This window comes from Sphingobium sp. Leaf26, from assembly GCF_001421665.1.
In the GTDB taxonomy this organism is placed as follows: domain Bacteria; phylum Pseudomonadota; class Alphaproteobacteria; order Sphingomonadales; family Sphingomonadaceae; genus Sphingobium.
Genome location: NZ_LMKV01000004.1, coordinates 79,509 through 102,043, shown reverse-complemented (window position 1 = coordinate 102,043; position 22,535 = coordinate 79,509). Strand labels below are relative to the sequence as shown.

Below are 22,535 nucleotides of genomic sequence, written 5' to 3'. Positions count from 1 at the left end.
ACACCGCGTAATTGATGTAGCCACCCTCCTGTATGGTACGAAGTCGCATGAACGCTTCAATGCAGGAGGGTGACCATGTCGATCTACGCAGGACTGGATGTGAGTGACAAGACCACGCATGTGTGTGTGGTGGATGGTGAAGGCGCTGTGTTGCGGCGCGAGGTTCTGGCCAGCGATCCCGACGTCATCGCGAAATGGCTCGGCCGCTATTGCCCGGATCTGGTGCGAGTGGTGCTTGAGACGGGGCCGCTGTCGGCGTTTCTATATCATGGCATGGTGGCCCGTGATGTGCCGGTCGAGTGTATCTGTGCGCGCCATGCCAAGGGCGTGCTGTCAGCGCGGGTCAATAAGAGCGATGTTCATGATGCGGAGGGCATTGCGCAGATGGCCCGCACGGGCTGGTTTAAGCGCATCCATATGAAGGCCTCGGCCACGCACTTCGACCGCGCAGCTGTGCGCATTCGGGCGCAGTTGATCATGGCGCGCACTGCCATGCTAAACCAGTTGCGAGGGCTGCTGAAGCTGTTCGGTCTCCGGCTCGGTTCGACCAGGGCGCCAGGCAAGCGCACCGAGCGCTTGGTTGCTCTGTATGCCCAGCGCCCTGATCTGGAAGCGTTGTTCGCGCCTCTCCTGGCATCCATCGAAGCGATCGAGGCGCAGCTGCGGACGTCGAGTCGCATATTGGAGCAGCGCGCTGCATCAGATCCGGTCTGCGCACGTCTAATGACGGTTCCCGGCGTTGGGCCGATTACCGCGCTCACCTACACCATGAGCATCGAAGATCCCCGTCGCTTTGCCAGAGGCGAAGACGTTGGTGCCTATGCTGGCCTGGTTCCGCGCCGAAGCCAGTCGGGCGAACGCGATACGCAAGGGCATATCTCCAAAGCCGGCGATCCGATGCTCCGGCGATCGTTGTACGAGGCAGCCAACATCATCCTAACCCGGGTAAAAAGGCCCTGTGCCCTTCAGAGTTGGGGCAGGAAAATAGCTGAGGCCAAAGGTCCACGGCGGGCCAAGGTCGCGGTTGCTCGCAAGCTAGCTGCACTACTGCATTCCGTTTGGTTGAACGAGACCGAGTTCCGCTGGGCCTGACCCGGCGCTCCCGATCCCGATCAGCCATGCCCGGACGATCTCGTCTGAAATGTGGAGGGTTAAACCTCGTTTGGGACCCAGAGACGTCCACCCACTACCGCTCGGCCGCGATCATGAGGCCCGGACGTTAAGCTCTCCCAGCTGTCCGACGACCTCGAAGACAACCTTTGGCAATCGGGCACGGGTAAAAAGGAACCGCGATGCGAATATCAATTAGACAACATTNGTTAAGCTCTCCCAGCTGTCCGACGACCTCGAAGACAACCTTTGGCAATCGGGCACGGGTAAAAAGGAACCGCGATGCGAATATCAATTAGACAACATTCGCGACGATCGGCTTTGGAAGACGCGCTTGAGTATAACTGCCGCTCGCAGCTCATGGGCTGATGGCAGTCTGTCTCGACGCGCTGCAGCGGCGCGTTTTGGCGTTGCGGCGGCGAGCGCGGTCCGCTGGGTTCGCGACCGGCGAGAGACCGGATCGACGCGGGCAAAGCCCCAGGGCGGTGACATGCGATCGCAGCGGATTGCCGCCTATCGCGACGTCATACTCGGCGCGATCGAGCAGCAGGTGGACATCACATTGGTTGAATTGGTCGAGATGCATCGATCGGAGCATGGAGCGGTGTTTGCGCCGAGCACCATCTGGCGCTTCCTCGACCGTCACTCGATGACCGTCAAAAAAAAACGGCGCACGCCCGCGAGCAGGAACGACCCGACGTTCTCGCGCGGCGACGCGCATGGTTCAAGGCGCAGCCTGACCTTGACCCCGAACGATTGGTGTTCATCGACGAGACTGGCGCTTCAACGAAGATGGCCCGCCTGCGGGGACGGGCAAGGCGCGGTATGCGTTGCCGGTCTCCAATCCCACATGATCATTGGAAAACCACCACCTTCACCGGCGCGCTCCGTTTGACCGGCATGACCGCGCCCGTGGTCTTGGACGGCCCAATGACGGGCGAATGGTTTGCGGCCTATGCCCAGCAGGTTCTGGTGCCAACGCTGCGACCGGGCGACATCGTCATTCTCGACAATCTGCCAGCGCACAAAAGCATGGCCGCGCGCGAGGCGATCGAAGCAACGGGCGCACGCATGCTGTTCCTTCCGCCATATAGTCCCGATTTCAATCCGATCGAAAATGCCTTTTCCAAGCTTAAGGCCATCCTCCGAAAAGCAGCAGCACGGACCGTTCCACAGATATGGGACGCTATCCGCGACGCTTTACCGCGTTTCACTCCAGAATAATGCGCCAATTATTTCACGGTCACAGGATATGAGCCAGAATGATCTGATTCTGCTCTAGTATCTATGCCGCCGGCATTGCCGAATGACAGAACGAGGTCGGATTTAAACACCTGACACTATGCCCAAGGGGGGCAAGATGCTTTGCTCTCTACAGGTTTCTTCCCGGGCTGCAGTCCATGACCACCACATCGATAGATGCTCGCCTGTTCTCGGGAATTAGCGCCATGACAGCTTCACGCATTTGAGCGGCGCTCGTCGGCCGCCCTACGCCTTCTGGCGGCGCCTTCAATCTGCGGCCTGTCCGCTCTGGCAATTCGCCGAACCAAAATATGCAATAGATGCCGCGTTGATCCGAACGCCAGTCGATAAGATATTGGGCGTCGAGCTGGTCCGTCGCAGCATTCCAGACCTCTGGATGCCATTGGCCTTTCACCTCCATCGGCAGCTGCATGGGCCCATGCGCAAAAGCCAGGTCGACCCGCTTCGTTGCCGGCATGTCGGCTTCCAGTATCCGCTGGATATCATAGCGAAGCAGCTCCGGGCCGATCATTCCCGCCAATCGGTCGCGGCATCGGTTCTCATCGCGTGGTTTTCCATCATCGGTCCAGAAGTCTCGCACCTCATCGATGTCCGATCCCCCAAGGCGTTTGTTCGCGATCTCCAGCTCCTGAAGGGCAAGTGTTCTCAAGTCATCGATATTGGCGGGGTTCCGGTCCTGCAGCAATGCGCCCAGCTCGGCCGGACGCGTGGGCGCGAATCGCTTCTCTGCCATCTTCTGGCGTTGCTCCGCGGCCATATGGCGCAGGGTATCGGTATAGCTATCTTCAGGTTCCCCGATCAACGCGACGAGTGCTGAGCCTGCGTCTTGCGAGACGTCATTGGCGAGACGGTTTATAAGTCCTCGCAGAAAGTCGGTTGCGTCATGCGGAATCCCATTCCCGGTGCTGCTGCCGCGAAGTTCGGCATAAGGCCATCGGGTTCGAAATTGGGCGATGATCCAGGCCGATTGTTCGACATCCAGATGGACCATGGCTCCGCGTCGCTTAAGCACGATGCGATCGCGGAGAAACCAGAGAAAGTCTCGATCTTCGCTGCCTATCTCCTCCAGGATCGATCTCACCTCGTCGAAGCGTACGAGCACATCGATCGCGAGCCAGCTCAGCAGATGATCATAATCGCGCAGGACCCAGCTTGCCCGTTGCTGGGCAACCTCCTTGAGCCCATGAAGATCATTGGCATGGGTCAGGCATTCCAGAAGAGCATTCTCGACGCCCAGGGAGAGGCCTGGATAGCGTACGAGCCATTCTTTCGCGAGCGCACCACCTGTCGCAATCCAGTCCTCGTTATGACCAAGCCTGTATAAAAATCCGATATGATCCGTACCCGCCGCAAGGGAGGGCTCGATCATCAAGCGGGCATAAGCCTGCCGGGCCGCCCCATTCGGGATCACGATCGCTTCGAGCTGAGCGGTCAGAAGTGCCAGATCTTCCTTCTCATACCAACCATCATCCTCGTGCAGCAGGAGGAGGCCAGTCGTCAGTACGTCCTGGTGTAGGCCCGCAAAGCCTGTGCCTGTCCTGCTTCGTTCGGCCAGACCCGCGATGATCGCATAACTGTAACTGTAGCTGACATTCTCGGCAAAACCCTGCACGATATCGGCCACCGTGGGAATATCGGAACGGTGGAGGCAAGCCTCGAAACCAACGAAAACGTCCGCCGCGAGTTGCGCTCCGATCCAGGCCTCTATCCGCCCGGCTCCAGCCTCCGCCTCGGGAATGTCGGAGAAATGACCAAAATAGGCGCGAGATGGATCATATATCCAATTGAGTTCACCGGCACGAAGTCCGATCTGTCCACGCTGATATCGTTGGCGCTGAACGGCCAGCGCAATGCGTTCCTTGCGTTCTCGCTTCGCCTTTTCGCGTTGCTCGCGCTTCTCCCAGGCAGGCACCTTAGGATGTTCGATATACTGTCTGGCAGCCTCCAGAGCCCGGTCTCCGCGCGAAAAGCCTTCGCTGGCTTGTCGAACGATCGCCGCAAATCCGCCTTCCGGCGAGCGGCCCAGCCGAAGCAGATCCTGCCAGTCTTCCCGCAGAGCCTCATCCTTGTTGTCGAAGCCGCTCAGTCGTGTCAGGAACCAAGCGACATCGCCATCGAAACTTCCAAGGCCAATAGAGGATTCATGAAGATCAGACTGAAAAGCCCATAAACTCTCCGTCCGGCCGCTGCCATAGAGGCCATATTCCTGCACTGCATGCCGCAATTCCGGATCGGCCCGCAGGCGTTCCCGAACCGCGAGCTTGCCCTTGCGTTGAGACTGACGGCCTTTCTCGATGAGTTTGAGCCATTGCCATAGCCGGGCACCGTCACCCACGCCTACGAGGGATTCGTCGATGGCCCGAACGACGAGGCGTGCAGCAAAATCTGCGACATCCTCGGTGCTCCACCGGTCATTACCCGTCAGCAGAGCCCCATATTGGATAAGCAGGTCCAGTATGCCACAAATGCGATCGGATTTTACCAGTTCGGCCAATCGGCCCATTCTGCGCAGAGTGTGGACCCTGTGCCTGTTCTCTCGCGGCCAAGGGCAAACCAGTAGTTCCAGCTCCGCCAGTATAGAGCGAATCACCAGATCATCCTCGGCGTCAGCCTCGATCAGTTCCATCAGAGTGCGGGCGAGACGTCCATTTTCCTCGCCAGGCATCTCGATCAGGCTATGGATGAGGGTCTGCCACCAGATTCGGTCGCGATAGGGGAGCAGCGCCTCGGCTGCATCTGCCCGTTCGCGGTAGAAGCGTTGTGGCGAGCGAACTATCCCCTCCAGGGTATCAGCGAGGTCGCCAGCGAGCGCTGTGCCGTTCAGACCTTCGATCAGGAGCGAGCGCAGATGCACGCTGCTCGAGGCATCGCCGATTGCATTGTCGATCTGCTCTTTGAGGCCAGCTACCATCAAGCATTTCGCCGCGTGACTGTCCCAGTCGCGCGATCGGAACCAAGGATCATCGCGGGAAAGGGCGATAAGCGCTTCGAACAGGCTAAGAGCCTGCTTGGGCGTCAGAAAGTCGGCTTCGCCATAGCGCAGCACGCCATAAGGATCGGCAGCTATGATACGCTCGGCAAGTGCCGGACTGTGATAGGCCAGCCAAGCATGAAGGCCTCTAAGGCTGGCTGGGACTGCTCCGCTGCCATGAAACTGCGCAAGTAGCCGGCGCTGCAATCTTGGCGTGGTCGATTGGTTCGCGAGCCAGTGTGCGCCAAGATACTCCGCAACGACACGATGGATGGGTTCGACCCTGGCGTGCCCGCAACTCCGAAAAAGCTTCGAATGGAAGAGCGCGGGAGCCGCAATTCCGTTCGGGAGGTTGGTAACCTCCACTATCCTTATGTCGCCAGAGGACGTCTCGGCTGCGCCAGCCATCGTCAACGCCTCCGCGCCGCCCAGCAGCATAGCCGCGCACATCGCGCCTGCCGCCGACAAAGCGTCAGCCTCGCAAAGTTGAGCCAGGCCCGCATCCTGACGGTTGGGGTTATGCTCCGGCCAGATCAGCTTGCACACCCTGTCGAAAAGGACACCTCTCGACGAAGGGAGGGCGATATCGGAATCGGCGACACGCCCCATCAGGTCGAGCGTCAGCGGGTTTCTATAGAGGTCGCTGATCCTATGCGCGTCCAGATGGCCAAGTATACTCTGGGCGTCCACGGTCGGATGATATGTCGCGAGGAAAGCGCTTGCCTCATCCCGATCGAGCGGCTCGATAGTGACCAAATTTGGTTCAAGGCCATAGATTTGAAGCAGGTTCGCCATCGTGCGCGCCTGCCATTCTCGCGATCGACAGGAGATGATGAACGTAGGAGCCCCTGCATCAGCCAATTGTTCAAGAACAGCGTCCACGGCGTCGCCCTCCCGACGTGCCATGGCCTCATCGAGGCCATCGATCAGAAGAGGCTTGCCGGAGGTAACAAGTCCTGCGGGATTTTTGGAAAGCAAAAATCGGACAGCGGTGACAGGTTGGACATCGAGCTGGCGGCCGAGCTCGCGCAGCAGTTCGCTTTTCCCCATGCCCGGTTCGCCCAGCACGACATGAGAACCAGCAAGCCCGAGCAATCCGTTTTCGTCGATTGACCCGTTCGATTCGCTGCTCAGCAGCCTGAGCCGCCGTGTGAAATAGGAGGAGATCCCGCAGTTTGCCGCGCCTTGACCTGTAGCTCTTACTGTCGACACTTGGGGACTTGCCATCTCGCAGACTTCAGGTGAGCACGACTTGCGCGTTCATCGTTAGATGATAGGGCGTTGACGCCAATCCTTTCAATAGTTTTCGGCTGAGCGCTCTTGCCCGATCGGCGATATGGACAAGGTGCTGTGGGTCAATTCGGTATCTGCGGTTGAGCGTCTGGGAAGGGTCGCCATCGGTACGCAGCAATTGGGACAAACCCGTCGTTCACATGCCACAGGTTGAACGTCTGCTCTTGTCAGAAGTTGAAGTTCAGCGCTTGTTCGAGCGGCGTCGCGTTACGGCTGAAGCCGAGCAGGAAGCGGACCTGCAGGTTGTCGATCAAAGCCAAGCCAAATCAGAAGTTCAGCCTTGCATCGGCGAAAAGCCGAATTAGGGCGGACTGCGGACTGGAGTTTTTGATGTATCCGGCGCTGGCCCTCCAACAGTTTTGGTGGAAGAGTGTGGGCCAGAGGGGCCTAACGCATATCCGACGGCGCCTTGAACACAGGGCAGCCCGCGCGACACTAACGCGCGATGGCGTGGACAGGAGACCCGGATGAAGCTGAGCCAAGCATTTGCGCGCTTCTACAAGTCGTTCAACTTCGATCACGTGCGTAAGCTCGAAGCCAAGGATCATATGCCATGGGACTATTTCCGAGGCCAATGCTATCCCTTCGTCCGGGTGCCGATCGACCTGCGGATCACCACCGTGGTCGGCGCTAATGAATCGGGCAAGAGCCATCTCCTCGGCGCGATCAACAGCGCGATCACCGGCCGCGACATCGAACGCCGCGATCTCTGCCGCTACTCGCCCTATTTCGGTGTCGCCCAAGGGCAACGCTGCTGGCCGCATGTCGGCGTCGCGTGGGACAATGTCTCGGCTGAGGAGGCGCAGGCGATTGGCGCTATCGCGCAGGCCGATAGCGGCTTCGATCGCTTTGTGTTGATTCGTGAATCGCCCGAAGACACACATCTGTGGATCCCCGGGAGCGACGGCAACTGGATCAGCGCGCAACTCAATTCAGCTGCAAGCCAAGCTATCGAGGCGCTGCTGCCGCAGCCATTTGTGATTAAGCCCGACGTAGCTCTCCCGAACGCCATCCCCTTCGCCTATATTTTGGACGGCGCGGCGGCGCCCCGCGCCGAGGTTAGCCGATCGGCCGCGCGTGCGATCCTCGATGCCGCGGCCTCGCTCCAATCTTTGCTCGGCAACGACCCTGTGCATGCACAGGGCCATGCCAGCCAGATATTCTCGCTGTTGCACCCTTTGGTACAACCTGCCGAGGACGTGCTGTCACCAAACGAACTCGCGTCCTACGAGTTGGGCCGCCGTCTGTTAGTCGAACTCGGCGAGATCGATCCTGATGGCCTTGAGGATCTCGCGCGCGCCATCGACAAGAGCGATGAAGGCTATGCCAACGGGCTACTGCGCAGCGTCAACCAGCAGCTCGAGCGGAAGCTCAATTTCCGGCGCTATTGGGTTCAGGACCGCGACTTCAGCCTGCGCACCGTGCTCCGCCACCGTGAGCTCGCATTCACGATCTGCGATCGGACCGGCACCGAATATACGTTCTCCGAGCGCAGCAGCGGCCTGCGCTATTTCCTGTCCTATCTGATCCAAGCGCAAGTCCACCGGCCGGCCTCCTCGCGCGAGTCGATCCTGCTGATGGACGAGCCCGACACCTATCTGTCGGCCGAAGCGCAGCAGGATCTCATGCGCGTGTTTCACGATCTCGCCGACCCGAAATCGGACCGCGACCCCATCCAAATCGTCTACGTCACCCACTCGCCATTCCTGCTCGACAAGAATCACGGCGAACGTATCCGCGTCCTCGAAAAGGGGACCATCAGCGACGGCACGCGCATCGTGCCCAATGTCACGCGTAATCACTACGAGCCGCTGCGCTCCGCCTTTGGCGCCTTCGTCGGCGAGACAGCCTTTGTCGGCGCGGTCAACTTGCTGGTCGAGGGCCCGGCCGATCAGATCATTTTGGCCGCCGCCGCAACCGCGATCCGTAAGGCCTCGCCCCACATCGAGGACGACTCGCTTGATCTCAACCGCCTCGTCATCGTGCCGTGTGGCTCGGCCGGGGAGGTTCCCCACACCCTGTTCCGCATTCGCGGCCAAGGCGCAGACAAGCCGCCGACTGTGATCCTGCTCGATTCTGATACGTCCGGCCTCAACGCCAAGAAGTTGCTCATCACCGACAAAATGCTCAAGCGCAACATCTCACCCGCGCTGGTGCTTGACCTGGCGACAATCGGCGCTTCCATACCCGATTGGCCGACCACCCTTGAGCTGGAGGATCTGGTCCCACCCGGCCTGGCCCATGCGGCGGTTTGCGTCTTCATCGACGAGGTCATGAAGTACCGCGAGGGCGTCAAGCCGAAGATCACGCTTGCCGCGATCACCAAGGCGATTGCCGAAGGCGGGCCGCTGCTTGACGCAGTCAATAAGGTGGCAAAGCAGACCAACGGGCGCATCGAGAAGGTTGGTTTTGCTAAGGCGGTCGCCCAGTTTTGCGCGCAGCCGGTTGAACCCGAACTCGCTACGGACATGGCGCTGTTCCTCGATCGCATGCGCGTCCTGTTCCGTGCGATCAACCAGGCGCGGCGCATCGCCGAGCGCGACGCCGGAACCCAGCGCCTTGAAACCTTGGTCGACCAGCGTGCACGGCTGTTCGTCATGGACAATCCCCATCACGCCACGCGCGAACAGGCGCGGATCGTGCTCGACGACATAGAGGCCAATCTCGATCTTTCGGTCGAAGCGGACGCGATCCGCAACGACATTCTCTCGCTGCGCCGCGACTATGCGCTCGACGGCGATGCCGACGATGCCGTGGAACCCTATGCGGCGTTCCACACCGCCCTCGCCGGACTCAAGCACGCCCATCGCCGCTCCCTTCAAACGCCGGCGCCTGTCGCCGTTGCCGCCGTCACGCCTAAGGCGGCTTTAGCGCCAGGGGCGGAAGGCGCGGAGGCGCGCGCGTGACTGCTTTCTCTGCCACGCTGGCGCGGCTTGACGTCGCGTGCGTGTCGGTCGCGGCCAGATACTGAACAGCCAGCATATGACCGATTGGACCGTCGCCCGGCTTGACCGTGATACCTTGCTCTCGCTCGGCAAGGCGCTCGAGCCGTTGCCGGCCGCGACGCTGGCCACGCTAGCCGAGATCGAGCGATTGTCCGGGCTCGACGACTATGTCGAATTGGACGTCCGCGAGGAGATCATCACGCCGATCCTGCGCGCCCTCGGCTATCGCAAGGAAAGCATGTTCTCGGTCGAGCGCGAAGTGCCGCTGCGGATCGCCGGCAAATTGTTGAAACCCGACTACAGCCTGACGTTGTGGGAGGAGGATTTCTGGATCGTCGAGGCTAAGCGTCCGAGCGCGACCAAGGGCAAGTTCGGCTATGCCGAATTGCGCCAGGCATTCGAATATGCCGTCCATCCCGAGATCAACGCGGCGTTGCTTGTGCTGTGCGATGGGCATGCGATCGAGGTGTTCGATCGCGAACATGATCTCGAACTGCCGATCCTGCGCGTCGAGCGCGCCAATCTAGTCCGCGACTTCGACCAGCTGCGCGCCTTGTTGTCGCCGTTCCAGGTCTGGTTCTTCCAGAAGCGCCGCATCCTGCGCCTAACCGACAAGGTCTTCGATCGCGAGTTCAACATCGCGCGGATCAACGAATTCGAAGGTCTGCTGCGCCGCCGCCTCGGCAGCAAGACGCAGCGCGTGGTTGAGAATATGCGCGCGGTCGCCAAGTCGCACGCACCCGACGCCATGGCAGCCGAGATTCGCGCGCTCGATCCGGCATCGGTGATCGAAGTCTATCTGCCGCTCGAGACAAGCTGGCTGGTAATGGAGGCGATGACCGCCAATCTGATCGCGCATTGCACGCCCGACCCGTTCCGCATCCTGTATCAGATCTTTCCGGACCACCCGCGCGTCGTGACCGACGCCTACATGTCTAACAGCCTGCATTTTCTGATGCGGCTCGAGGCGCAGAGCATCACGCTCAACTGGACGCCCGCCTGGCTTGGCCAGAGCAAGGCCGGCAATCGCGCTACGGTCGCGATCGAGTGTCTGATCCGCCATTGCCTGACCAGCTTCGCCAGCGCCCCCGACTGGCAGGTCGTACTGCTCCACGCCGCCGCCGTGCGCCGCCTTGCCAAGATTGTAACGATTCTGTCGCCCGATGCCGACCAAGCAGCGCGTCTCAGCCATTTGCGGCAGCGCTACTTCGGTGATGAACTTTGTTTCTCGCAGCAAACATCCTCGCCCGGCGGCCATGCGCTGCATGCGCTCGACAATATCGTGCGATTGGCATCGCAGCGCTTTATCGACGACCACCGCGACGAGCAGGGCAGCCTGCGAGTTGAGTCCGCCCGCCATGCGCTGCGGGTGACCTGGCAAGAGGAGATCCGCGTGCTGGAAGCAGTGCCCTATTATCCGAAATTGCTGCGCGAACGCGACCTTGGCGAACTCCATCCGACTGAATCTGCCAATGTCCAATACGATAATCTTGGGCACGGCGCGCTTTGCGTCATCGACCGCTTTCCCAAATGGAAGGCCCATATCCTCGCTTATTTTCGCCCTGAGCTCGACCGGATGGTCGAGTTTGGGTCTTGGCAGGCGCGCGCTTGGCTGGATGTCGATGCTTCGGCGGGTCCGCTCGCGTCGGAAGCGCTTCGCGGCGAGCGTTTCTTCTTCGGAGACGGCACCATGCCAGCGCGGCTTGCCTCGCTCTACCACCCATGACCTGCCAGTTTATGCCGCTGGCCTCGCCCGGGAGCGCAATGTGAGCGGCCTTTCGGGAAACCGGAGCGTCAAGCCAACGATGCCCTGCGCGGATATATTTACCAAGTGCTGCGCAGCGCCTTAGTCTGGCTAGATCTCGGCGACACGGAAGAGCTTTATCTTGAAGGGGCCAAAGATTTCGACCGGATCGATGGTGAGGCGGTGCTGACCGAGCAGGTCAAGGATACCGCCGGTTCGGGCAACGTCACGCTTCGCACCGGGTCCGTAATCGATGCGATCACCCATTTCTGGGGGCATGCGACCCGTAATCCGGGCGTCACTTTGCGGTTCCGATACCTAACAATCTCGTACCGGCGTTGAGATGGGCGCGCCCTTTGGCCCAGGGCGAGGCGGCCTAGACGTCTGGAATGATATCGCGGCCGAAGACCTTGAAGCTGGGACTAACGCCTTCTACGTTTCGGTGCGCGGATCGTCGGCGACCGAAGTCCAGCTGCGTTGGTCGGCGCTGGCCGAGGGGGCGACGATACTTGGCTACAATGCCCACAATCCGCCGCTGCGCTATATTCCTGAAGTGATTATCACCGATCGCGAGCGCTATTCTGAAATCCGGAAAATCTCCGGCTTTGTGCCCGTAATGCCAAGTATGACCATACGCGGCCCCATTACCGAAACCTGACAGGCACGCCGCGCTCCCGCCCGCAGCACCATAAGCGACGAGCTAAGCGTCATGACTATGCCATTTCCCACGCATAGGGAAGCGGTCACGCGAAACATCGACAGTTATCGTACAGATTCACATTGGAATTCGCACGGGAATAGCCCAATCTAGCCTTGCGAATATCATACATTCTCAACAAAGCTGATAACGAGCCATATAATTAACCTAAATTTATCATCGACTACTTCAGGATAACTATGTTCCATGCAGAAATGATCGACTCGCCATTGCCGGACGGCGACGCAGGCTTGCACCCCGCAGTCCCGAAAGGGGATTTCGCAGACAGTTTCACTTATGCTAAGAGCTCGTAATCCGCATCATAGAAGGCAGGACCGTATGAAGGCCTCTCCAATACCCGAACCTATACAGCATGCCGAGACTACCTTTCTGAGCCTCGACAGCGCGGCTCTCGCACGGTTGATGGAGGAGGTCCGCAACGACGCGGTGAGTTCGCCCACCGCCTACAACCGCACTCACAACCGGCACAATCGCTGACATTCCGCACGAGGTGGACAGCTTGATCCCCATCGACACTGTCCTCGTCAAATTGGCGAGCCGGTGCAATCTCGACTGCGACTACTGCTACGTCTACCGCATGGGCGACCAAGCCTGGCGCGCGCAGCCCAAGCTGATGTCGTCGGAAACGCTCGACGCACTGGCCCGTGGCCTGGCACGTCTCGGCGGAGCCCAGTCCGACCCGCTGAGTGTGGTCTTCCATGGCGGAGAACCTTTGCTCGTCGGAGCCCAACGGTTTGAGGCGGCGTGCTCAGCGATTCGCAGCCAACTGCCGCCGCCCCACGGACTGCACGTTCAGACGAACGGCCTGCTGCTCTCCCACGAGGTGATCGACGTCTGCGCGAAGTACGACGTCGGCATCAGCATAAGCATAGACGGCCCCGCCGACGTCCATGATCGTCACAGACCTGATCTGCGAGGCAGAAGGTCCCATGACAAGGTAGTCGCGTCGATCGCGCGCGTGCTGGAGCATCCTCAGGGAAACGCGCTGCTCTCCGGTCTTCTTTCGGTTGTCGATCTCGAAGCCAACCCAGCCGAGGTCTACGCATTTTTCAAGGCCGTCGGTGCCAGAAGCGTCGATTTCCTATACCGGGACGGTAACCACGACCTGCTGCCGGTGGGCAAGACGAGCCTCCTTTCCACGGAGTACGGGGACTGGATGACTGCACTGCTCGACGAGTATCTCGCCGATCCTTCGCCGATACGAATCCGACTGCTCGACGACATGCTCAGACTGCTGCTTGGCGGCAGGTCCGTGAAGGAGGGAGTGGGCGACGAGGACTACGGGATCCTGGTGGTGGAGACAGACGGCACAATAACCAAGAACGACACTCTGAAGTCGGCCGGTGGGGGCGATCGCTTCAAGGAGATCTGGACCGTCCACGACGACCTGCTCGAGATCGTCGCTTCGGAAGCGTTCAAGAAATATCACAGGTCCCAGAAGCCTTCGTCGCCCGTTTGCCTATCCTGTCCGGACCTACGTGTCTGTGGTGGTGGGATGCCTACGCACCGCTGGAGTGCTAGGAACGGCTTGGATAACCCCAGCGTATTCTGCGCGGATCAGCGACGTCTGATCGACCACATGCGGCAGACGCTGTCGATGAGGGCGGTCGCATGATCCTGCCCGACTTCTCACGCACGGTGAACCGGAGCGATCCCTTCCCCAACTTCCGCTCCCAGGACGTGATCGATCGGGAACTTGCGGACGCCATGCTGGACTGGCTGGACGAAGAAGCTCCCTGGAAGCTGCGCATCGCCGATTTCTACGAACAGCACGAGTTCTCGCTGTCCGACCGGCCGGGGCCGGGTATTCTCGGCGCCTTCACCTCGGGGCCCTTCGTGAAGGCGGTCGGGTCCGAACTCTCCCGGCGGTTCGCCGCACCCAGCTTAGCGCTGGTCGACGTAACCGTCCATCGCTTGGTCGAAGGACAGACAATCAAGGTACACAACGACGAAATCGGTGAAGAAGAGACGCACCGGCTCCTCCTGCAGGTGAACAGGGGATGGCGGGCGGAGCAGGGAGGCCTGCTGATGCTCTTCGCCGGCGACGATAGCGCTTCCCTCACCGACGTCGTCATGCCGTCCCACCGCAGCGCCTTCGCCTTCGAGATTTCCCAGCAGTCGTATCATGCCGTTTCAACGGTGCGGACGGGCGCGCGCGACACCATCGTCTATACTTTCCGGAAGACCGGTTGACCAATCTCCCCGAGCGCATACGCGCGGTTCTCCACATGCCGCACGACCGTTGGCACGCCGGTCTTGCGCAGCAGTTGGCCAATGCCAGCTGGGCTGACCTCGCCTCCATCGGCATCGATCGAAGCAGCTACGGGACGTGCCGAGTGCTGCAGGGCCGAGCCGACGCGCCGCGCGACGGGGTTATACTGCACGTAGGGAGCTGGCGTCGCCCCCTTCTACTGGAGCGCTTCGACGCCCAAGCCCGCGAGCGATACCGGATGGTGGACCTGCAGGAAGGTCCACCGCCCCCGCCCCATGCGGCAGCGTCGCTCCTCGCCGAGGCCATGGCGTACGTAGATCAAGCACCGCAGGCAGGTGAAGCGGTCCGCGCGCTAGTCTGGTCGATCTCCGTCCTCGCCGTGGACGACATCGCGTACGACGTGAGCCACAGCGATCCCGCCGTGCCCTTCTCCGTGTTCTTGGGCCTGCACCATCCCATCGGATCAACGCCCGCCTTCCGTCTCGCCGAAAGCCTCCTGCACGAGACCATGCACCTGCAACTCAGCCTCATTGAGAACGAGGTCCAGCTCGTACGCGGTGCCCACCATCAGGCTCACTCACCTTGGCAGCGGCGTCCGCGACCGACGCAGGGCCTGCTCCACGGCCTTTACGTCTTTCGCGTCATTCAGGATTGGCTTCGCACCTGCATGGCCGAAGGGCTGCACCAATCCGACGAAGCTCATGCGCGACGTCGGATCACGGAAATCGATGAGGAATGCGCAGAACTTGCCCTTCTGTGGTCGAGCACCGATCTGACGGACGATGGCCGCACCCTTGCCAAGGCCCTGTCCGACTAGCGCCGCTGCGGATTTCGACGCTTCGCCGCAGAGTAGGACGAAACCAGCGGTCGGGAGGGTTCACGCCGATTCAGGGCAGCGGGTTGTCTCGGAGGAAGGCCGTCGCCATCGCGCTGAACGGTTGGTCCGCCGTGCAGCAGCCTAGGAGGAACGCCCGAAAGCTCACGACATGCCTATGGGCGTTCGCATCAGGGCTACCCGTCAGATCGGACACGATCGCATGCGCCTGCTCCAGGCGTCTATAGTGGCTGAGTCGAGTCTCGTGCACCGGAAGATCCAGACCGAGCACCTCGATAGTGATGCGACCTCTCTCGGTGAGGCCCATCGGTACCTCTTTATACCAACCGATATGGAGGGACGGATCCTCCTTGTCGGGCTTAACCAGCATTGGTTCCTCCAGCGCAAGATCGTCACTTGGAAGGCGCGCCCGCACCATCTCGTCCGCTAGCGGGAAGAGATTACCCTTCCGAGTCGAGTTACAATAGTGGCAGCTCCACAGGAAGTTCTCCCATGCGTAGGCTAGCCAGTAGTATCCGGGCCGAATCTCCACCGTCCCGGCGCTCGCCTTTGAGAAGGCGATGGGTCTGAAATGTTCGACATGACCATGTGTGGTTCTCTTGTCCAACTTCTCTTCGCAATACACACACTTGCCGCTATGTGCTTGCCTCAACTTCGTCTTCACTGCCTTCGCGCCGTATATAGTGCTGTCAGGCTTGAACGACTTCTTTCCGCTCCGATAGTCGGCCCCGTCGGCCAGATACTGCGCCGCGTGTATCGCATGCCCGGCAGAAGCACGCTTCGCCAGATTGCGCGGCGGCGCTCCCTTCTCTACCCGGATCAAGCGGCCCCCCCGGGGAAGTCGCGGGCATAATCCATCATAAGGCGCTCGAAATTCGCTTCGCCCGCGCTGCGCTCCGTCGGCAGTCCAGCCACGAACTCGTCAAGTTCCGCGAGCTCCTCCTTTTCACGTCTTGTCATGCGCTTCTTGCGGATGATTTCCACCCGTCGTTCGAGCTTTGCCTCCGCACCGCGAGGACGAGGGGCACTGAAGCCGAAGAGTTCGCTCGTAACCAGCTGATCGATCCGCCACTGCTCCCGCGGAAGGGGATTGTTGAGTACCTCGGCGGCACCATCACACCAGCGAACCACTGCTACCGTCCCCCCCTCCGCAATCGCGTCCTGAGCCGTTATCGGGCTATGCGTTGTGGCAATGAACTGAATCTTGGGGAAGTGCTGGAGCATGTGACGCCTGAGATCCCGCTGCCATCTGGGATGAAGATGGAGATCGATCTCATCCACAAGCACGATGGCCGCCTCCTTCATGGGGGCCGTGCTGGCAGGGTAGGCCTCCAGCAGGCGGTAGGCCAAGTCGACCGTCCAGGCGAACATCGCTTGGTATCCAAGGCTCAAGTCCGCGAGCGGCACGACACCCGACGGTGTTTTGACATGCACTCCGCACTGCGCAGGCGTACGACCCGGCACGCGAGGTCCCCGGAACTCGATGTCGCTCGGCTTTAAGCCTTCGAGAAGGCTGGCGATCGCCTTGTAGACCGCCCGGAGCCTTGCCCTATCGCGCGTGCGGAGCTCACTCGGACCCTTCGCGGCCGCGTGCTCCAACTCCTCGAGCAACTCCTCCGCGTCATAGAGATCTACGGCATCGGCGAAGAGTGCTGAAGACATCTCGCGTTCCGACACGGTTCCTTTGTTTCCGTGGCCGATGTGCCGCGCCGCTCCGTAGCTGAGCACGAGGGGGCCTTCGGAGTGAAGCGCGTAACGCGCCTTTGGGAAAGAAAAATCCTTTAAGACCCCAGCCTCAATGCTCATCCGTACAGACATGGCGAAACTCTTGCCAGCAGGGTCTTGGAGTGTGGCGGCCATGGCTGCGCCGGAAGCGTAACGTCGCACGAAGCGCTCCACCTCGGCGTTCTGCCTGCCGGCGAGTTCTGGCTCCGACATTGTCGGTACTCCGTCGTCTGTACCTTCACCCCCATGACCCGACGCCATCGCTGGAACCGGGCGTAGCACCGCAAGCGCCTGGAGTAGCGTCGTCTTGCCAACGCCGTTCTCGCCCAAGATCAGACACCAGCGGTTGGGCTTGCCGGACTCGTCCGCCAAGTCGAGTCGCTGCCTTCCCGCGAAAGCCCGTACGTTCTCCAGCTCCAAAGCAAGGAAATGGAGCGAGTCTGGTTGATCGATTGGCACGCTCATCTCGAACTCTCCTGCTTCACCCCTCTAACCAGAAAACCATTGCGAAGTGCAGTGATTTTGCGGCCAGCGGCAGTGCTGCCAACATTCTACGCCCGTTTGGGCAGATAGCAGGCATCCAAACTGGTCCTTCGACCGCCTGCGGCGGCTTTTCACGCCCGCGCGGGCGGATATCGTATAGGGCCCGCAATCGGACAGGAGACCGAAGCGCCCTTTAGAGCCCTCGATTTGGCCTAACGCGGTCACTGTTCGCAAATCGTGGCTCGCAGAAAATATACTGGACTAAGCTGTGCGCCGATGTGAGGAAGTTAGCCTTAACGGGTGGGCGATGTGGTGGATTTTCTAGACAAGCAAATCGCCCCCCCGCGCAATTGGGAGACGTTCGAAGACCTCTGCCGCGCCCTATTTGCAGCGGTCTTCAAAAACCCTCTAGCTTCGAAAAACGGTCGCCGGGGGCAGCCTCAGCATGGTGTTGACGTGTTTGTCGAACTTTTGGATCAGCCCGGCAGTTGGGTTGGAGTTCAGTGCAAGGGCAAGGATCTCGGATACGGATCCAAAGCCACCAAGGCTGAGTTCGATGCGGAGCTTGTTAAGGCTGGCGAATTTCAGCCGGATCTGTCCCGTTGGATTTTCGTCACCACCGCGCCTGACGACGCCAAACTTCAGGAACACGCGCGAAAGACAAGCACGGCGCGGGTGGCGGTCGGGCGGTTCCCGGTGGAAGTCCTGGGATGGGGATCGCTGCTGGCGCTGATCGCGCAGCACGAAGCCGTCACTCGGCAATTCTACCCCGAGCACGCCCCGACGGCACAAAATGACATGTCGCGGGTCGCCGCGGCTGGCGACGCGGCGCTGGCCAGCATTGACGACACGCTACGCCATGGCCCGACCCAAATCACCATCGAGCGGCCCGAAAGCTGGAGAAGAGCGAGCGACGCCTTTGCCAAGGACCGCGTGATCCGGCTGACGGGGGACGGGGGGACAGGCAAGTCCGCAATCTTGAAACGTCTCGCGCAGACATTCGACGGGCCGCGCATCGTGCTCAAGGACAATCGCGTCTCCGCAACAAGCCTCGTCCAGCACCTTTCGCAACTTGGCATCGATAGCGACCCGGCGGAACTACTCGGTCTGGCCAGCAGCGGAGGCGAGGCACTGTGTGTGGTCGATGGCGCCGACCGCTTGCTCATGTCAGCTGGCCGCGGAGTCGTTCTGGATCTCTTCCGTGCAATTGCCGGATCTGCCGACCCGAGCCGTTGGCGGATCGTCACCAGCGCCCGGTCCTACCAGGACCGGGACCTTGTGGCGGACGCGCTCCGGGAGGCCGGCATCAACGAGGCCGGAATCTCGGTCGCCGTCGAGGGCATCACCGACGAAGACACGGCGCTGTTGGCCAAAGCGTTTCCGAGCTTTACATCGCTCCTTGCCCGTCGCGACCTGGGCCGCCAGAACCGTTCGCTGTTCCTGATCCGGGAGCTGCTTAAACGGGGTACACCGCCGGTTGAGACCTGGACCGAGCTCGACATCGCCGACGCTTGGGCGTCTGGAGAGGCGCGGCGAAGCAGGGCGCTGGCCGAGATCGGAGCGGCGATCGTTTCGGCACCAGCCCGGCCCCCCGGCCGATCCGAAATCGATCCGGACGGGCTGCAGGCGCTAATCGACGAAGGCACGGTCCTTCAGCTCCCGAACCGCGACGCGTTTCGCCTGGTCTATGACGTGCACGAGGACTGGCTGCTCGCCCGGCACCTCAACGCCCGGCGCAGCGAACTCCCGGCAATCCTTGCCGCCGCCGATCAACCGCTCTGGTGGCTCCGCGCCGTCAGGTTGAGCGCCCAGCTGCTGCTGGAGCAGGGCGACGTCGCGGGATGGAGGGAATTGCTCGCCAAACTCGACGCCGCAGAAGGGCTGGACCCGGCTTGGGCTCGCGCGGTGCTCGCCGCGCCACTCTATTCGGAACGCTCTGACGAGATATTGGCACGCTTGTCCGTAAACCTCCTCTCCGACCAGGCCAGCCTGTTGTTGCGCGTGCTCGACACACTGATCGTCTTCGAAACGCGCCTCGACGAACGGATGTTTGCTCTGCTCGCGGACCGCGATGAAGAGACGCGCTACACCATGGCGGCCTATTGGCGGCAGCCTCACTACCCGAGCTGGGTTTCGTTCCTAAGGTGGTCGCTGCCGCATTGGCGGGAATGGCCAGGAAAGCTGGTGCCGCGGCTCTCCGAGGTCGCGGTGGTATTCGCGAGGGCCACGGCAAACATCCCCAATAGCTTCTCCGAAAGCCTCGCCAAGATCGTACGCGAGTGGCTGATCGAGATCGAGGACGCCTGCTACGTTGAGAAGTTTGACGATCGCCGGGAGCCGTTCGGGGTAAAACTTGAACACTATCGCGGCTGGGAGAAGGTCGAAGACCGCCTCCGCGAGGTGCTCGTCGCATGCGTGGAATCCTCGCCCTCGACGGTCGGGGCATATCTGCAGCGCCTCACGACCGGAAAGGGTCTCGGACGCCCGCGAACGGACATCATCGAGTCGCACGGCAGGGTACCGGCAAAGCTCCCGCAGATATGGACCGACCTTTGCCTGCGCCAGTTTCTCCCCCGCCGGCGCCGCGCGCGCCGCGATGGCCCGTTCGGTAGGGAGCTGTTCCAATGGCATGATTATGATCGAGCCGGTCTAGGCAGCGACCAGGGAATGTCCCCCTCCTCGGCTTTGCGGGCCGGCCTTGATCAATTGTTCGAAGCGGATTCGGCACAGGCGCTTCGCCTGTTTCATGCGCTCGAGCGGCGCGCGAGCGTGCATTGGCGCTGGCGTTCCAAATGCTACGACAGGAGGCGACCACAGCCCCTTGTCATCGACTTTAGCCATCGCAAGGTCACGCTGTGGGGCGATGATCCGGTCTATCGCTGGTCACGCGGGATTCTCGGATCGAACATATTGGGATCAGTCTATCTCGCGCTCGACGATTGGCTTGGTCGCGAAACCGAGGCTGGCCGCCCCGTTGCCGAACTGATCGATCTGGTGCTGCAAGACCAGGGTCTTGTCGCCACCGCGGCGCCCTTGATTGCGATCATAGGTGAGCAGGTAAACACAGCGGCCGCGATCGATTCCGCAGGCCCCTTCCTCGCGGTGCCTCGCCTTTGGGAATATGACGTCCACCGGCACATCGACGATCAAGGCGGAGCGCACCGGATCGGGGTATTCTCGGCGGAGAACATTCATTTTCAGGCGAACGAGCGCAATCATCAGCGCCACATGAAGCGGAGTCCGCTCCACCATGCGCTACTCCTGCCATTCCGACTAATGGCCGGCGGCGAGGTGCGGCAGCGCTTCGATGGCGCGCGGCTCGCGTGGACCGCCGATGATCTCGCCAGCTTCGAGGACGAGTTGGATAACCAGGCGCTTGTCGCGAAACGGACCGCGCAAATCGAACGATACCGATCGGACGGGGATCCCGCGCAGCTCGTCTTCGAAGAGGCCGAGCAAGGTGTGAAGGTCAGCATCTCGCCGCCTGAGGAAGCGCTGCCCGAGATGGAAGCGATGGGCATGGCCAACCGCTTACTCGGCGAAGCCGCGGCGCTTGCGAACTGGATCCGCGCTACCCGCGAACAGCGAAGTCTCTCGCAAACTATAACCATTGCCGAAGCGATCGAGCGCGCGACCCAACTCGCAGCAGCGCTCGATGATACTGGCAATTCTCATCTGGACCTAGCGCGGAGGCTTGGCGGCGCCGCCATCGTCGGCACGGCGGCGGTCGCCGCGAGGCATTTGAGCGAAGCAGAACTGGCCACCCATCGCGCATGGATCGAGCACTGGCTTATGCTCGGAGCATCGGGTGGCGAGCGCGAAGATGTCGACGACTACGCGCTATTGTTCGACGACTTCCAGGTTCTAGCCGCCTGGGGCCTGGCGAGCCTAGCGAGCCGAGGACCTGCCAGCGCCACCCTCGACGCTCAGGTCACCGTCCTCGCGCTACACCGCGTGAACGCGATTGCCCAAGGCGCGCTTAAAGGGCTGCAATGGTCATTGCGACCCGATTTCGTCCGGGCACTGTACATCGCGGCGCTCGATACCTGCGTCGTCAACATCGGCTGGTGGTGGCGCGGCGACCGGCAGCGCGGCGAGGCCAAGCGCCAAAATACCCGGAAACGCAGACGTGTAATGCGCTGGGCGCTCGGTTCTTACCCGGTTCGCGCGCCGCTGCTGCCTCCCGCTCCCGATAGCTGGAGGTGGGTCTGGACCGGCAAATGGCCGCGCCCGCTGCAACGGCTCCACATGCCGGCGAAACGCGTCCTCAGTTGGCGTAGGGCGCTGGCTCTGACCAAGGGTCTCGATTGGGTCCGCCTCACCGATGGCGGCAAGCACCATGCGCTGTTTTCGGCCTATCTGACTAAGCTTGTCGATTGGACGCGGGCCTATTCAGAGGACACCGATCGGCACGATCGCCAATTTCCATATGAATGGGGTCATGGGCTCGCCAAGGAACTGGGCCGGTTCGCGGTTTCCCATGGCGGCGGGGATGAATGGAAGGCGCTGCTTGGATTTTCCCGACGCGATCGGCCCGAGGATCTGGTGGGCGAGTATCTCGACGGTGCGACGACGTCGCTGGTGGAAAGCAGCGAGCGGCCTGACCCCGGCTTCTGGTCGAGCTGGCAGCCTGCCGCGGACTGGATGCTAGAGCACGCAATTCCAAAGCGTCGCGGCCGGTACGATCAGCTGTCGCGTGGGGCCGGGGCGGCGGGCTTCGTCGGGCCCTATTATACGCCATTGCCACCGGACTGGCCCCATCTGGAGGATGTGCTCGGCGCGGTCGACCGCTGGGTGCGCGCGACGGCGCATCTGCCGGCCGGCGCCTATTCCGTTATCCAGATCGTCGAGCGCATGAATCCTGACCAGCGCGCACGCTGGTTCCTGCCGTGGCTGGCGCACTGGACCCAGCTCCACGGCCCCGATGAGAGCTTTTGGTCGTATAACGGGTTAGGAAACAAGGCGGCCGTCCTGCTCAAGCCTCTTTCCGATGCGAGTAATGATGTACGCGCCAGTGGGCGCGCGGTCCTCGCCATCCTGGCGGACGCCGGATCGACCGCAGCAAGAGAAATGGTGGCAGCGTTTGCTACACGGCGAGATTAGACTCCATCTCAGGCAAATCCTGCGGCAGCTTTTGGTCGACAGGCGACCTTGCGAACTAGCAGCTATCCCAGAACCTATGCTCCAAACCTCACATTCCGTAGTTAGCGAAATGTGATCTGACCAAGGCCTTTTT

General features: G+C 61.2%; 14 protein-coding genes. 11 read left to right on the top strand and 3 right to left on the bottom strand.

Going from position 1 to position 22,535, the window contains the following annotated elements:
- Nucleotides 1-75: 75 nt before the first annotated feature.
- Both ASE85_RS06625 and ASE85_RS22280 read left to right on the top strand, forming a co-directional pair.
- A complete protein-coding gene (locus ASE85_RS06625; protein ID WP_056685542.1) occupies nt 76-1,092 on the top strand; it encodes an IS110 family transposase in 1,017 nt (338 codons plus the stop codon).
- A gap of 352 nt (nt 1,093-1,444) precedes the next feature.
- Nucleotides 1,445-2,334 (top strand): IS630 family transposase gene (locus ASE85_RS22280; RefSeq protein ID WP_235523318.1). Its coding sequence is split into 2 segments (ribosomal slippage): nt 1,445-1,778 and nt 1,778-2,334, totalling 891 coding nucleotides; the frame shifts between segments, so codons are not numbered across the junction.
- 148 nt (nt 2,335-2,482) lie between these two features.
- On the opposite strand, the gene ASE85_RS06610 is transcribed toward ASE85_RS22280, so the two are convergent.
- Complete coding sequence (locus tag ASE85_RS06610) at nt 2,483-6,571, bottom strand: NACHT domain-containing protein (protein ID WP_156358231.1); 4,089 nt, start codon at nt 6,569-6,571, stop codon at nt 2,483-2,485.
- A 533-nt stretch (nt 6,572-7,104) separates the two neighbouring features.
- Between ASE85_RS06610 and ASE85_RS06605 the strand changes: the two genes are divergently transcribed.
- The 8 genes from ASE85_RS06605 (at nt 7,105) to ASE85_RS06580 (ending at nt 15,073) form a co-directional block, all read left to right on the top strand.
- Entirely contained in the window at nt 7,105-9,543 is a 2,439-nt protein-coding gene (locus ASE85_RS06605) for an ATP-dependent nuclease (protein WP_056685534.1), read from the top strand.
- Nucleotides 9,544-9,619: 76 nt separating this feature from the next.
- Nucleotides 9,620-11,308 (top strand): type I restriction enzyme HsdR N-terminal domain-containing protein, encoded by a 1,689-nt coding sequence (locus tag ASE85_RS06600; protein ID WP_156358230.1) that lies wholly within the window; start codon nt 9,620-9,622, stop codon nt 11,306-11,308.
- 105 nt (nt 11,309-11,413) lie between these two features.
- The gene (locus ASE85_RS22875; protein WP_156358229.1) at nt 11,414-11,668 is read left to right on the top strand and encodes a hypothetical protein; all 255 of its coding nucleotides are present in this window, start codon (nt 11,414-11,416) and stop codon (nt 11,666-11,668) included.
- Nucleotide 11,669: 1 nt separating this feature from the next.
- Entirely contained in the window at nt 11,670-11,984 is a 315-nt protein-coding gene (locus tag ASE85_RS06595) for a hypothetical protein (protein WP_056685528.1), read from the top strand.
- 336 nt (nt 11,985-12,320) lie between these two features.
- Nucleotides 12,321-12,521, top strand: coding sequence for a YhhA family cyclophane-containing RiPP (yhhA, locus tag ASE85_RS24270; RefSeq protein ID WP_327196609.1), 201 nt, complete (start codon nt 12,321-12,323; stop codon nt 12,519-12,521).
- A 13-nt stretch (nt 12,522-12,534) separates the two neighbouring features.
- Nucleotides 12,535-13,659, top strand: a complete 1,125-nt coding sequence (gene yhhB, locus ASE85_RS06590; protein ID WP_443018481.1) for a cyclophane-forming radical SAM/SPASM peptide maturase YhhB — start codon at nt 12,535-12,537, stop codon at nt 13,657-13,659.
- Entirely contained in the window at nt 13,656-14,237 is a 582-nt protein-coding gene (gene yhhC, locus ASE85_RS06585) for a cyclophane-containing peptide 2OG-Fe(II) oxygenase YhhC (RefSeq protein WP_056685521.1), read from the top strand. The genes yhhB and yhhC overlap by 4 nt, the downstream gene beginning before the upstream one ends.
- Nucleotides 14,234-15,073, top strand: coding sequence for an aKG-HExxH-type peptide beta-hydroxylase (locus tag ASE85_RS06580; RefSeq protein WP_056685518.1), 840 nt, complete (start codon nt 14,234-14,236; stop codon nt 15,071-15,073). Before yhhC ends, ASE85_RS06580 begins: the two co-directional genes overlap by 4 nt.
- A 70-nt stretch (nt 15,074-15,143) precedes the next feature.
- On the opposite strand, the gene ASE85_RS06575 is transcribed toward ASE85_RS06580, so the two are convergent.
- Nucleotides 15,144-15,914 carry a hypothetical protein gene (locus ASE85_RS06575; protein WP_056685515.1) on the bottom strand — a complete coding sequence of 257 codons (771 nt, stop codon included), beginning with the start codon at nt 15,912-15,914 and terminating at the stop codon, nt 15,144-15,146.
- A complete protein-coding gene (locus ASE85_RS06570; protein WP_056685513.1) occupies nt 15,911-17,281 on the bottom strand; it encodes an AAA family ATPase in 1,371 nt (456 codons plus the stop codon). Before ASE85_RS06570 ends, ASE85_RS06575 begins: the two co-directional genes overlap by 4 nt.
- Nucleotides 17,282-17,599: 318 nt before the next feature.
- On the opposite strand from ASE85_RS06570, the gene ASE85_RS06565 reads away from it, so the two are divergent.
- A complete protein-coding gene (locus ASE85_RS06565) occupies nt 17,600-22,402 on the top strand; it encodes a hypothetical protein (RefSeq protein WP_056685510.1) in 4,803 nt (1,600 codons plus the stop codon).
- Nucleotides 22,403-22,535 lie beyond the last annotated feature (133 nt).

What these genes read in the sequence shown, in the direction of transcription:
- ASE85_RS06625 (WP_056685542.1), top strand. Translation starts at nt 76, where the DNA reads ATGTCGATCTACGCAGGACTGGATGTGAGTGACAAGACCACGCATGTG.
- ASE85_RS06610 (WP_156358231.1), bottom strand. Translation starts at nt 6,571, where the DNA reads ATGGCAAGTCCCCAAGTGTCGACAGTAAGAGCTACAGGTCAAGGCGCG.
- ASE85_RS06605 (WP_056685534.1), top strand. Translation starts at nt 7,105, where the DNA reads ATGAAGCTGAGCCAAGCATTTGCGCGCTTCTACAAGTCGTTCAACTTC.
- ASE85_RS06600 (WP_156358230.1), top strand. Translation starts at nt 9,620, where the DNA reads ATGACCGATTGGACCGTCGCCCGGCTTGACCGTGATACCTTGCTCTCG.
- ASE85_RS06595 (WP_056685528.1), top strand. Translation starts at nt 11,670, where the DNA reads ATGGGCGCGCCCTTTGGCCCAGGGCGAGGCGGCCTAGACGTCTGGAAT.
- yhhA (WP_327196609.1), top strand. Translation starts at nt 12,321, where the DNA reads ATGCTAAGAGCTCGTAATCCGCATCATAGAAGGCAGGACCGTATGAAG.
- yhhC (WP_056685521.1), top strand. Translation starts at nt 13,656, where the DNA reads ATGATCCTGCCCGACTTCTCACGCACGGTGAACCGGAGCGATCCCTTC.
- ASE85_RS06570 (WP_056685513.1), bottom strand. Translation starts at nt 17,281, where the DNA reads ATGAGCGTGCCAATCGATCAACCAGACTCGCTCCATTTCCTTGCTTTG.